Source organism: Niabella aquatica (genome assembly GCF_054779315.1).
The window spans coordinates 132,605-146,516 of record NZ_BAAGYM010000001.1; the positions used below are offsets into that span (position 1 = coordinate 132,605).

Annotated in this window: 10 protein-coding genes; 3 read left to right on the plus strand and 7 right to left on the minus strand. The window is 44.4% G+C overall.

Annotated elements, in window-relative coordinates:
* Positions 1-383 precede the first annotated feature (383 nt).
* From ACYVBM_RS00540 to ACYVBM_RS00550, 3 genes are read left to right on the plus strand one after another with little or no spacing between them, the layout of a single operon-like run.
* Positions 384-1,631, plus strand: a complete 1,248-nt coding sequence (locus ACYVBM_RS00540) for a U32 family peptidase (protein WP_460683649.1) — start codon at positions 384-386, stop codon at positions 1,629-1,631.
* Positions 1,624-1,845, plus strand: coding sequence for a ferredoxin (locus ACYVBM_RS00545; protein ID WP_460683650.1), 222 nt, complete (start codon positions 1,624-1,626; stop codon positions 1,843-1,845). The genes ACYVBM_RS00540 and ACYVBM_RS00545 overlap by 8 nt, the downstream gene beginning before the upstream one ends.
* On the plus strand, positions 1,842-2,291 hold the full coding sequence (locus tag ACYVBM_RS00550; RefSeq protein WP_460683651.1) for a hypothetical protein: 450 nt from the start codon (positions 1,842-1,844) through the stop codon (positions 2,289-2,291). Before ACYVBM_RS00545 ends, ACYVBM_RS00550 begins: the two co-directional genes overlap by 4 nt.
* A 154-nt stretch (positions 2,292-2,445) precedes the next feature.
* On the opposite strand, the gene ACYVBM_RS00555 is transcribed toward ACYVBM_RS00550, so the two are convergent.
* The 7 genes from ACYVBM_RS00555 to ACYVBM_RS00585 all read right to left on the minus strand — a co-directional run bounded on the left by ACYVBM_RS00555 (position 2,446) and on the right by ACYVBM_RS00585 (position 13,911).
* Positions 2,446-3,570, minus strand: a complete 1,125-nt coding sequence (locus tag ACYVBM_RS00555; RefSeq protein WP_460683652.1) for a glycoside hydrolase family 26 protein — start codon at positions 3,568-3,570, stop codon at positions 2,446-2,448.
* A gap of 151 nt (positions 3,571-3,721) precedes the next feature.
* On the minus strand, positions 3,722-5,959 hold the full coding sequence (locus tag ACYVBM_RS00560; RefSeq protein ID WP_460683653.1) for a glycoside hydrolase family 3 N-terminal domain-containing protein: 2,238 nt from the start codon (positions 5,957-5,959) through the stop codon (positions 3,722-3,724).
* 11 nt (positions 5,960-5,970) lie between these two features.
* A complete protein-coding gene (locus ACYVBM_RS00565; protein WP_460683654.1) occupies positions 5,971-7,071 on the minus strand; it encodes an SGNH/GDSL hydrolase family protein in 1,101 nt (366 codons plus the stop codon).
* A 13-nt stretch (positions 7,072-7,084) separates the two neighbouring features.
* A complete protein-coding gene (locus tag ACYVBM_RS00570) occupies positions 7,085-8,035 on the minus strand; it encodes a glycoside hydrolase family 5 protein (protein WP_460683655.1) in 951 nt (316 codons plus the stop codon).
* A gap of 10 nt (positions 8,036-8,045) precedes the next feature.
* Positions 8,046-10,883 (minus strand): TIM-barrel domain-containing protein, encoded by a 2,838-nt coding sequence (locus ACYVBM_RS00575; protein ID WP_460683656.1) that lies wholly within the window; start codon positions 10,881-10,883, stop codon positions 8,046-8,048.
* Between the two features lie 53 nt (positions 10,884-10,936).
* Entirely contained in the window at positions 10,937-12,685 is a 1,749-nt protein-coding gene (locus ACYVBM_RS00580; RefSeq protein WP_460683657.1) for an alpha-L-arabinofuranosidase, read from the minus strand.
* Complete coding sequence (locus ACYVBM_RS00585) at positions 12,685-13,911, minus strand: AGE family epimerase/isomerase (protein WP_460683658.1); 1,227 nt, start codon at positions 13,909-13,911, stop codon at positions 12,685-12,687. Before ACYVBM_RS00585 ends, ACYVBM_RS00580 begins: the two co-directional genes overlap by 1 nt.
* Position 13,912 lies beyond the last annotated feature (1 nt).

Here is a 13,912-nt window from a genome sequence, read left to right on the forward strand (position 1 = left end):
TAATTGTTTTTTAGACAATTAAAAATAGAAAATAAATTTTACCTGGCAAAAAGTCAGCTACATAATATTTGGAACCAGTGTATATCCTTCTGGCGGGATACCATGTAGAATACATTATAGAATTAATCCACACGATAGGATAACCATTGAAACAGGGTGACATTACTTTTATGGTCAGTACCCGGGTGATTCCCGGGATGAACCTACTTCTGGCTGATGTGCTTTCCGCAAACGGAGGATGAATAACATGGAAGCCTGCCGTTGACCAGCTGACAATTCAGCCAGACAGCTTCCCGGGTTCATAAAATATCAACATAGTTCATCTTCCTATATGACCAGAATCATTTCTGAAAAGTTTTGCTCCCGGTAGCTTTGCGCACGAAATGTTACACAGAAAAACAGAACTCTTATCACCGGCAGGCTCTTTTGATGCCCTGCAGGCTGGTATAGACGCTGGTGCGGATGCTATATATTTTGGGGTGGAGCAGCTGAATATGCGCACCTGCTCTACTCCTCCTTTTTCGATTGAAGATATTGCTGAAGTAGCGGAACGATGTAAAAAACAGGGTGTGAAAAGCTGCATCACGCTTAACACCATAGTATATGAACATGACCTGAGGCTATTAGACAATATACTAAAAGAAGTAAAGCAGCAGGGTATTGATGCGGTGATTGCTTCAGACTTTGCAGTGATTGAGCAATGTAACCGCATGGGCATTGCTTTGCATATTTCCACCCAGGCCAATATCAGCAATATTGAAGCGGTAAAATTTTTCTCAAGATTTTCTGATGTTGTGGTGCTGGCCCGGGAGCTCACACTGAAACAGGTGGAAAATATTTGTAATGAAATTATACGCAAAGACATCCGTGGCGTGTCGGGTGAACTGCTGAAAGTGGAAATTTTCGGGCATGGGGCACTTTGTATGGCGGTTTCGGGTAAATGCTATCTAAGTCTGCATACTCAAAACGCATCGGCTAACCGGGGAGCCTGTGTGCAGAATTGCCGCCGCCCTTATGAAGTAACCGACCTTGAAACCGGCCAGCAGCTTGTGGTTGATAACGAATATATCATGTCTCCCAAAGATCTGTGCACCCTTCCTTTTTTAAACGAAGTGGTAAACAGCGGTATTCATATTCTAAAAATAGAGGGCAGGAGCAAGGGAGCAGATTATGTGTACACCGTTACAAAATGTTACCGTGATGCGCTGAACGATATTGCAAACGGTACTTATTCCGAAGCAAGAACCGCAGGTTATATGGAACAGCTTGCGTCTGTGTACAACCGTGGTTTCTGGGATGGCTATTATCTCGGCAGAAAACTGGGTGAATGGACCAAAATCCCGGGCTCAGCAGCAACAGAGAAAAAGATATATATTGGCAAAGGCACAAAATATTATCCCAGGATCGGCATTGGGGAGTTTACAGTGGAAACGGGCAGCATTAAAAGCGGAGATACCATTATGATAAGCGGATCTAATATCGGTTTTATAAAAGAAACCATGCAATCCCTGACGGTGAACGGTGAGCCAGCCGGTATAGCCCGCAAAGGAGATAAGATCACTTTGCCAGTAACGGCAAAAATAACGCCCCGCGATAAATTATATAAAATCGTGCGTGCAGAAAATGAGTAAGCTGATCCATTACCGGGACAAATGTATAGGCTGCGGCATTTGTTATGAAATGCAGCAGGACCTCTGGCGCATGTCGAAGCGCGACGGTAAAGCCACGCTTATTAAAGCGGAGAAGAAGAACAAAACTTTTGTTTTAGAAATTAAAGAATGGGACAAGGCATTGGCGGCGGAAGTAGCTATAGCCTGTCCTGTAAAAATCATAAAGTTATCATGAGTCCCATACCTTCAGAGATCGTAACGTTTTTAGAAAAACAAACCTGCGCAAGCGTTTGCTGCGTGGATGAACAGGGAAACCCTTATTCATTCAGCTGTTTTTACGCCTTAAACAATAAGGAAGGATTGTTATACTACAAATCTTCCTCTACTACCCAACATTCGAAGATACTTCAGCGAAATACTATTGTTTCCGGAACCATATTGCCGGATAAGCTAAAGAAAATGCTGGTTCAGGGCGTACAGTTTACAGGCAGGCTGATTGCAGCAGGTGAACCTTTAACCCGGAACGCGGGCGCCACATATCACTTTCGGTTTCCTTTTGCGCTTGCCATGCCGGGTGAAGTATGGACCATAGAACTGGAAACCATAAAGATGACCGACAGCGGAAAAGCGTTTGGCAAGAAAACAACCTGGAAAAGAACGGCCGTAGCAGAAACCGCATAACCCGGCGGTTCGGTACACAAAAGTATTTTACAATACACTCATGGTGCTGCAGGTACCGTTTGGTTCGTTGGTCTATCGTCCGGAGGCGATATAGTAAACGTTCAAGGCAGGAATGTATGCCGGGATCGGACGCTTCACACAGCCTTCGCTTAAGCTAATGGTATAATTTGAGCTTAGCCGCATCTTTCTCAAAAAATGTTTCGGGCTTTTTATAAAAGTCGGCAAAATCCTTCGCAGCAGCATGGCCTTTGTAGGGCACATAAAACTCTGTTGACTGATCGTATGGCTTATACCCGGCATTACGCCAGAACAGAACATAAGCGAACTGATGTTTCTTAAACACAGGATACAAAGTCTGTGTGAACCATTTGCTATCCGGGATCTGGCTAAACCCTATCTCCCCTACTGCGGGTATCTTATTCCGCTTTTTGGCTATACCACTTATTATCTCTAATCCACTGTCCAGCATTTTTACAAATCCCGGATCATATTGTGCTTCTCCCCGTTGATAGGTATCGAAAGACAGGATATCTACATAATCATCGCCGGGATAGCGCTCTAAAAATTGCGTATCACTGGTAAATTCTGTACCGGTATTATACCCTATCAATAAATTATGTAAATGCTTTTCATTCCTTAAATAATCTACCGAAAAACGAAACAGTTGCTTAAACTCTTCATTGGTGCTGCTTTTTACGCCCCACCAGAACCATCCCCCGGTATGCTCATGAAAAGGCCGCCATAGTACAGGGAGGGCCTCTCCCTTCGGCCCTTTTAGCTCGTGTAAAAAAACAGCTACTTTATCGAGGTATTCTTTAAACACCAGATGCCTGCTGCCACCCGGCAAAACAGCCGCTACTGAACCGGGAGCAGGGTCCCAGGCATTTTTACCGGTAAAAGGATTATTGACATGCCAGCTAATCGTAATCACAGCGCCACGCTGGTAGGCGCTGATGATATAATCCCGCATTTTATCAAAAGGCACATCATCTAAATTTTTATCTTTCCCTAGCTCCAGGTTTCCCAGCTCCCAGCCATAAATACCCGGATAATCACCTGTTACATCTTTTATATCGCTACGGCCCTGCTCATACTTCCATTTAACTCCATAAGCCAGATCGTCCTGATGCCCAACCAGGTATCCCCTGAGCATCATTTTTTGCAGGTTGCTCAAAAGCCGCCGGGTCTCGGCCGTCGCATATTTGTCTGACGGCGAAACCTGTGCAAGTATTATATTACAGAACACCGAAAGCCAACCTAATAAATATATCTTTTTCATTCGTATATTATTTTAGAAACAGCAGGCGCTGCCATTATTCAAAACCTGACGCAGAAACCGCCGGATAAAAAAGAATATCATCTTCCTATTATTTGCCTCAGGCCGACATTACTTTTTTAGTCAGCCCCGGCCTTAAATATTATATGCCCTCTTACCATACTTCAAAATCCAGGCCCTGCACCTCTTTGGAGTTACCGCCTGCAAATACTTCAAACCTCCCTGGTTCAAAGACCAGATCTCCCTGTTCATTGTAAAATGAAAGTTCTTCTGTACCAATTGTGAACTTCACCTTAGTGGTTTCACCTTTCTTTAATGCTATTTTTTCAAATCCCTTCAGCTCCTTCACCGGCCTTACAATCGAAGCAGTAATATCTCTTATATATAACTGTACCACTTCTTCCCCGTCCCTGTCGCCGGTATTTGTTACCGGTACTTCAACCGTGAGCACTTCTCCTCTTTTAAGTGTTGTATTGTTTATAGCCATCTTACCATACGAGAAGGTAGTATAGCTTAAACCAAATCCAAACGGGAATAAGGGTTCATTAGGAATATCTCGATAACGGCTATACCAATTTCCTGCCCCATCCGTTGCAGTTGGCCGGCCGGTATTAAAATGATTATAGTACACAGGTACCTGGCCTACGGTATAAGGAAAGCTCATTACTGTTTTACCCGAAGGGTTATATGTTCCGCTTATTACACTGGCAATAGCATTACCACTTTCAATACCTAATATCCAGGTATATAATATGGCATCCACATGGGGTAATAATTCTGTAAGAATTAACGGACGGCCTGCTGCTATTACTGCTACTACAGGCTTCCCGGTTTGCTTCAGCGCTTTTATCAGCTCTATCTGATTTTGTGGCACTACAGGATTCGCCAGCGACCGGTCTTCCCCGGCCAGCTTACCGGATATACCTATATTCACAATGGCCACATCCGCATTTGCCACAGCATTTACTGCTTCGTTCATCAAAGCCGCATCGGCTGCGCCATTCAACCGGTAACCCTCGTTATACGAATGCTGTATATTAGCATTTGCCAGCCCTTCACGTAAACTAACCGCCTGCTGCGCATCGCCTTTAGCAATCCAAAAATCATACATATCGTCTTTACTGTCAGCCAGAACACCTATCAGCGCTACTTTAGCGCCCTTACCCACCGGCAATGCTTTATTATCATTTTTTAACAGCACTATAGATTCCTGTGCTGCGGTCAGTGCTTCTTTGCGATTGGCAGCTGTAAGTATGTTATTTTTTTCTCTTTCCTCATCGGCATACTTATACGGATCGTCAAAAAGTCCCAGCCTAAACTTGACGGTTAATATCCTGCTCACGGCTTCATCTAATTCTTTTCCCGAGATCTTTCCTTTTTTTACCAACCCGGGAATATACTTATACATCACTTTCGATTCCATGTCAATCATGCTGCCTGCCTTAAATGCTTTATACGCTACATCCTCCTCATCTGCGGCATAACCCCAGCTAATCATTTCTCCAAAAGAGTTCCAGTCGCTTACCACCATGCCTTTAAAACCCCATTTCTTTTTTAACACTTCTGTAACCAGGTATTTACTGGCGCTAACCGGCACTCCGTCCAGGGTTGTAAAACCATTCATTACAGTGAGTGCACCCGCTTCAACTGCTTTCTTATAAGGCAGCATATATTTGTTCCATAAGGCCGTTCTGGAAACATCGGTTACATTATACTCGCGTCCTGCTTCTGCCAAACCGTAAGCAGCGTAATGCTTAACACAAGCCAGGATATTATGTGCTGATAAATTACCCTGGAAACCTTTTACCCTTGCAGCAGACAACAGGGATCCATACCAGGGGTCTTCGCCGATACCTTCCATTACCCGTCCCCAGCGGGGATCGTTACTTAAATCGCACATAGGCGCAAATGTCCAGTGAATACCGGATGCCGACGCTTCGAGCGCAGCAACGGACGCATTTTTCTCAACCTGTTTTAAATTCCAGCTGCAAGCTTCTGCCAGAGGAATGGGGAAGATCGTTTTATAACCGTGTATTACATCATATGCGAATAGTAAGGGGATACCCAGCCTGCTTTTTTCAACCGCTATCTGTTGAATGGCTTTGGTTTCGGCCACACCATTCACATTTAACATAGAGCCTACCAGCCCTTCCTGTACTGCTTTCATTTTGCCCTGCTGCCCTATATCATTTAAAGCAGGGCCGGTAAAAACACCACCGTTCAGTTGGTTCAACTGGCCAGCTTTTTCTTCTATTGTCATGCGTTTGAGCAGATCCGAAACACGTTGGGCTACCGGCAGTTCTTTGTTTTTATAAGGTACCATAACTGAAGTTTGTGCTATGCAGGAAGTACTGAGCACTGCTGATGCAAGCATCGTTAATCCAATTTTCATTCGTAAATATTTTATTCTTTTTGTTTCTTATTTAACAATTTATTCTTCTGAAAGAAAGTCGCTAATTCCGCGGCAATCTGCGAATGCTCGTTTACAGAAGGATGATAATCGCAACCCGAAATATACCTGCCTTTAAAAACGAAATACGTAATGTTGTTGTCGCCATTTCGCCTTAACTCCAGTTCCACATTCTTTAAACGCTGAGCCATAAAGAATTTCAGCCGTTCATCGGCCATTGGCGATGTCATCAATACAATGGTAGCTTGAGGATAATAAAGCCGTACCTGTCTGGTAAAGGCTACATACTTTTTTTCAAAAGCACCGGCATCCTGTATCCCGTCGTTTTGTCCCAGGCAAATAGCCACCACACGGGGAGTATATCTTTTAAAATCCCACTGAACCGAATCCTTTCCTGTATCTATTTTATCAAATACCTGCGGCATTAAAATGGTCATATTACAGCAACTGTGCATGAGTCCGATACCCGATACCGAACTTAATATCCAATCTGCATGCAGCTTACGTGCGGTTACCGGTCCATAAGCCATATAGGCATTATGCTGATCTTCCCAGCGGCCGGCACCACATTTTACAAGGCTGGTATCGGCAGAAGCGCCACAGGTGATAGAATCGCCTATAAATTCGATCAAACAATTCCCGGAGCTTTTATGAAAAGCTATAGCTGAAGCCTGTACTCCTATCACATCTATATAACCAATAGAGGCTTCTGTATTCTTTGCTACAAGTAGCGTATGCTTTTTCTTTTTTAGAATTGGTATCAACGTGATCGTGTCTCTGTTTGACTGAAGCCTTAACCGAAGCGCGGGCTCATTGTCTAACTGTATCTCTATATAATTATGCTGTACCCCATAACGCAACTCATCAGCTAGTATCAGTCTACAGGTATCGCCTGTAAAAGCAAACTCAAAATAAGCGCCGGGCGACCACAGGCGCCTTACATCGCCCACCTCCTGAAAACGGCCTGTATAGCGAATGGCAGCATGACTGGCAGGGAAAAACATAGCGCCCGCGTACAGGGAAAAGAAGCATACATACAACAGGAAACTTACTATTAAAAGCCGTTCCCAGTATTTTCTTACGAATCGGCACATACAATCTTCAATTTTAAAAATCTTTTAAATATTGCTGCACCATCTTACCGGAGAGCTTAATATCCTCTTCTTTCCAGTTGCCATCCGATGCCGCCGACTTATTCAATACAGAACAGGTTTCATCTTTATCTGAGACTGACCAGGTAACCCAGCTCAGTTTCCGTGTTTTCATCCAACGGATATAGGCCTCCCATTCGTCTTTATCAATAGGCCCATCGCCGGTTGCGAGCATTCCTGCCGATTCTGAAATAAAAACAGGCAACCCTTTGGCAATGGCAGCATCTGTTCTGTCGCGCAATTCCTTTTTATGCGTACCTGCATAAAAGTGCATGGTGTACATCAGGTTACCAAAGCCCTTAACAGGGTCTTCCGCAGCCAGGTGAAGATGCTGATCCCAATGAGGCGTACCTACCAGAATAATATTAGCGCTGTCTATAGCCCGGATAGCTTTTATCACTTCCTCAGCATACGCTTTTACCTGGGGCCAGGTTTCATCATCGGGCTCATTGAATATTTCATAAATGATATTGGGATAATTCTTATACAGCCGGGCGATCTCTTCAAAGAAAAGTGTTGCTTCCGGCAGGTTGATGTTATGACTATGCCAGTCTACGATAACATAAATACCTTCTTTAATAGCCGCATCAATAACGGTTTTGATCAATTTAAAGGAGGCTTCCCTGTTATGGAGGTATCCCTTTTCAGGCTCTACGCCCAATGCCGCTCTTACCACATTAGCATGCCATTTTTCTTTCAATTCCTTTACAGCACCGGCTGTATAAAACCTTGGATGAAAGCAGCTCCATCCAAAGCTCATGCCTTTTAATTGCACCGGGCGGCCCTTTTCATCACTTAGTTGCGTACCTATTACCTGTAGCTTCCCTATCTCTTTTACAGGCTGGGCTGATATAATAGCCGGAACCAGGCTCCCTAACAGGATCATAATATTTACAATTTGTTTCATAGCCTGTTCATTATAATTTCACAATAATTTTCTTGCCTTTATAGGTAACAGGAATACCCGTTCTTTCGTCGAAATCAAAAGCTGATGGCTTTGACCGGTTAATTAGCCTGACATAAAAAGTCCGTTGTTTCAGCATACCGGGAAACCCGCCCTTCCTGTCTTCTATAGTAAGTGTTTTACCGGCCTGATCATACCTGAAAGTAATATAGGCGTACGCTCCCTTTTCGTAGTTATAATTCAAACCCTCATCTTCATACAACGTAAACATAGCATCTTTACCCCCATACACATACAATGTAACAGGATCGGCAGGTTTTTCATCGGTATACTGTAAGACAGGCCCCGCCGGGATCACAGTACCTTCCTTAACAAACACAGGCATCCGCTCATAAGGTGCAGCAACCGTTATATACTGCCCCCCGGTATAGTATCTGCCCGTGTACAGGTCGTACCAGCCCTGCCCTGCGGGCAGGTATAATTTTCTTTGCGTTGCTTTATAAGCATAAACCGGATTAATAAGTAAAGAAGGGCCGAACATATATTGATCGCCTATATTGGTAACCGTGGTATCACAGGCAAAATCAAACACCAGTGCTCTCATGATGGTACCATCTTTATGATAAGCATTGCCAGCCAGTGAATAGATATAAGGCATCAGGTGATAACGCAGCTTGTTGTAATATAGCATACTGCTATAGGCAGGATGCCCTTCAGATGCTATATTATATATTTCCCTGAAAGGAAACTGGCCATGTACCCTGAACAAAGGTGTAAAAGCGCCAAACTGGTACCAGCGTGTATTTAATTCACGCCATTCGTCCAGATCTTTTTCTGCTGGTTTTTCATACCGCCTTTCAACAGAAAAACCACCTATATCCATTGTCCAGTAAGGCAGCCCTGATAAAGAGAAATTAATACCTGCGCTTATCTGCGCCTTCATATCTTCCCAGCGCGTGGCAATGTCGCCGCTCCATATAGCAGCGGCATAACGTTGCGAACCGGCAAAGCCCGAACGCGTTAAGAGAAAGACCCTTTTATCCGGATCTGATCCACGCTGCCCCTCATAAATACCTTTGGCATTTTGCAGCGGGTAAGCATTAAGGAACTGAGCTGCTGTACCTAAAGCGGTGGGCGCCATCTGCTGCTTACGTCTCTCGGGAGATACATTAGAAAGAATATCAGGCTCGCTGGCATCCATCCACCAGGCATCTATACCTCTCTTATACAACTTCTTATTGATCAGGTTCCAAAAACCTTTACGGGCCTCTTCATTAAAAGCATCATAAAAAGTAGAAGTGTACCCCTGCGCGATCCAGTCTTTCTGCCTGTCTGCGATATTTCGTTTGTATAACCATCCCTTAGCATTAAAGCTGTCGTACACGGGTATTCCTTCATAAAACTTGGGCCATACAGAAATCATGATACGCGCATGATTATCGTGCACCTGTTTTATCATTGCATCCGGATCGGGGAAACGCTTCTCATCAAAATCCTGGCTGCCCCATTCTGCTTCACGCCAGTAGCTCCAATCGAGCACGATATTATCTAATGGAATTTTTCTTTTTCTAAACTCGTTTAACACACCTGTAAGCTCGTCCTGGGTTTTATATCTCTCCCGGCTTTGCCAGAAACCCATGGCCCATTTGGGCATCAATACGGCTTTGCCTGTCAATTGCCTGTAACCGCTTATTACATCATCTACATCATCGCCATATACGAAATAATAATCCAGCTGTTTACCCGCTTCACTGTCAAACGTATAACTGTTCTCATGATCTTTACCAACCGGCGGCAGCCATTTTACGGTAAGATAAGATTCACCGCCATCTGGTATCCATTCAATACGGATGGGGTACTTTTTATTCTTTTCAAAATTAAAATTAATAACACCCGAGCCGGGATTCCAGGCCTGACGCCATTTATCGAATAAGAGCTTTCCATCAATCCAGACTTTAGTATAGCCCGCATACGTAAGCCGTATTTTATGTACCCCTTCCAAGCCACTGGCTATACTTCCCTCCCAGCTCACCAGGCCTTTGTCTGCCTTAAAACCAGGAGGCAGGTGCAGTTTACTGTCATTTACATAGGCATAGTTAATCTCAGACTCAGCCTTAACTATATCTTTTGACGGATTATTTTTATCATTGCCATAAGTAGCCGTCAGCCAGCCCTGGTTGCCTTGTTTATCGAATAATATTAAAGAGGATAAAGACTGGAAATTACGGGTATCACCTACTTTGGTAAGCGAGTAGTTATCCCAAAGCAGCCCGTAGTTATTTTTTGATACTAAAAAGGGAACAGCTACTTCGGTATTATTCTGGAACAGCAATACCTGCTGGCCTTTATAATTGTACATATCCTCCTGGTGCTGGCCAAGCCCGTACCAGGCATCATCTGCAGACATATCAAAGGTTTGCCTGATGCTATACAGCGGCTCTCCTTCCCATACCACCGGTTTTAAATGCCTGCCGGTTGCAGCCCGCTCACTCAGCAAAACATGTCCTTTTTTATCAGCATAGCTCACCGTCCCGGTTTTTTTATCAATAGTTACTTTAAGCGCAGCAGTGGTAAGCAGCAGTTTATTATCGTTGGTTTCGGAAAGGCTCCATCCTGCTTGCCGGTGCACCGGCAACACCACCAGGCTTTCGCTCGGGGCAGGCTCCTGACCAGGCAAAGCCGTTACCCTTATTATTTTTTGTGTAATCACCTGAACGCTTAGCACGGCCGCATTCCCTGAAAATGATTTTTCAGGATATAGTATTATGCCATCAACTGTTTTTTTATATTGCTGCTGCGCGGCGGTAACCCAACCACTTATCATTAAAATGAACAAACACAAAATCCTCATCCGAAATAAAATTTTATTTTTAATAGCTCATATCGGGCCGGCCAATATTTCCCTTATTTTTTATCCACTACCATAAACACAGCGCTTCTTGCAGGCACTGATACTTTAATTCCTCCTGATACAGCAGCCGCCGAAGGCGGAATGGACAGGTAATTATCAGGTCCACCGGCAGCACCGGCAGGTCCCTGCCCATTTACATATACTCTCCGGGAGAATTCCCCGTTATCGGATCCCCCTGTAAGTGTGTACCAGTAAAATGTATCCCCTTTCAGAAAATTATGAATCTTAACCTCCACACCCATTGCTGCAGCAGAAGTATTCAGCAACACTACCCCGGTTTCTCCCGAGGTAAAGGAAGAAGCATAGGCCTCAAGTGCCGGGTTAGATGCAGTAACATTTAAAGTTCTGTCGCCAAGTACTTTTTGAAAATAATACATATGATAAAATGCCGGTCTGGGCGTCCATTTAGGTATGCCATCAGGCTCATCGCCCTGGCTAAACCAACCATGATCGTTGCCATCTTCCCAGGCATTGGCCAAATCCCATCGCGAAGCAAATCCAAATTGCTGTTTCAGCATTTCGGATAATACCGACACGGCATGCAAGCCGCTTACATGCGATACCATTTGCCTGGAACCGGTAGCAAATATATTCCACTCGTCCATTGCTACCGGCCTTTCAGCAACACCATAAGTTTTAAATTGCTGTTTTACATACTGCATAATACTTTTCGTAACCGTACTTCCCGATGAAAGTATTTCGGCCGCAGCAGAATTTACATGATAAGGAGTATAGTAACTATGTGTAACGTAAAAATCAGGCACATTTTCAAGCGCGATAAGCGCACCACTGTTCCATGTTTTAAAGGTATTGGTTTCCCAGCTCGCGGGCTCGGCTTCTACCATAACAGCACCTATATATATTTTTTTACCTTTTTCTGTGGCAGCTTTACGCATGGAGTCGGCAAATACTTTAAAATGCTTTCCATACAACTGGCCCGTAAGAAATTCAGGTTGCCCATCTTTATTATCAGCTATATGGATTCTGTAACCTGCCTCCCAACTTCCAAAATTCTCGTTACCTATTTCCCAGTACTGGGTGCGCCCATTATCGTAACGAACCCAGTCTGCTGCAAGGTGGGCCGCTTCGGCTACAGGATCGGGGCCTTTTCCATAACGTGCAAATCCATAATTAACAGTGATCAGCCCCTTGTTACCTGTTTGCTGTAACATACTGTAATAATTATCCACAGAAAGGGTCCAGGCTGCTTCATTTTTTCCATACCAATAACCCGCATCAACAGCGGCACCATTCACATCAAGCAACTTTCCCGGAGCGTTGGCCGGAGGGACACCCGGCGCGGCATTCCAGAAAAACAGGTCGCTGATACTGCCGCCGGGAAAACGTATAAAGCCCGGTTTATTTTGCGAAAGATGGTTCATCAGCTTCGGCTCGGTAACCATTTGTGTCATCCAGGTATTTGCATTATTACCAAGCAGGGTAGCCGGCACCTTACCTATTACATTGCTGCGATCTACCGTAACCGTAACGGTTGTAGTGGAAGGCGGCGCTACCTTGGCAACAACTGAAGGAACAGTAAAACTTTTAGGACCCCAGTGTTCTATAAAGAAACCTACCGTTGCTGCCAAAGGCGGGTCGGCCTGTGGTTTTATCTCCGCTTCTTTATCACCGGGCTGTACAGGTAAAGGCAGCGGGTCAGGATCGGAAGGTCTGCCCTTTTTACAGGCCATGCTTACAACCAGCGACAATAAACACACCACAGCTTTTAAATATACCCTCATTATATCTTTTTTAAAACAGGCTTACGCACCCGCTTTATTATTTCAAGACAGGCGCGGGCGTTATGATAAGGACATTTCCAAAAACCCAGTTTAGGCTCATCCATTTTTGTATAATCCTCTTTTACTCCCCAAAACCATTCTCCATATTTCCTGTCAATAATATGCACCCTGATAAAATTCCATGTGTGCAGCAGGTATTGAACATATAAAGGATCATTCGTAAGCTGGTACGCGTTTAAAAAACCCACCATAGCTTCGGCCTGCACCCACCAGTGCTTTTCTTTATTAACTGATCCTGAAACACCATCCATTTCATAATATAACGCACCATCTTTATCTACCCAACGCAAGGTTGCTTCGCTCATCTTTATCGCCAGCTGCTCAAAACGTTCCAGGTACATTTTGTCGTCCAGCGCAGCAGCACAATGCTGCAGCAGCCAGGCCGCTTCTATATCGTGTCCAAAAGAATAACCACTTACCGCGGGTCCCCACTCTTTGTTAAAGAACAGCTTCAGATGCCAGGTTTGCTTATCAATGATCTTCTGGTCAAAAATATCCAACAGGTCTTTTATTTTTCCAGACAGGTTGCCATCCGGCCAAACTTCGTACAATGCTGCATAGGCTTCTACCACATGTAAATGCGTATTGGTTGTTTTAGGCATATTTTCATCCTTATCTGAAAGCCGGAGATCTTCAACAGGCTGCCAGCTTTCTGTAAACGCCTCTATATATCCTTTGCCTTCCTTATCAGCTGTATGTCGCTCTAAATGTACATACAGCTGCCTCGCCAGTTCGAGGGCTTCTTTATCAGAGGTCAGCTTTACATATTCACTCAGGCCATAAATACAAAAAGCTATACCATAGGTTTGTTTTTTACCATCCAGCTTTTCTCCCCGGGAGGTTACAGACCAGTAAGCACCGCCATATTGCCTGTCTATAAAATGATCTCTTATATACCGATAGGCTCTTCGCGCCAGTTGCACTAACTGCTGATCTTTACGCAAGCCGGCAGCTGCTGAAAATGCCCACAATATCCTGCTGTTAAGCACCAGCCCTTTTGCGGCACCAGGCCGGGGGTTATTGTTATTATCTATCTCTCCCAGAAATCCCCCGTTACGATCATCCACTGCATTACTGATCCAGTAGCGGAGGATATGACCCAGCTCCGCATCCATCTCACGGGCTAAAACCTCACACTTCTCTATCCGTATTTGTTCATCGTCCATT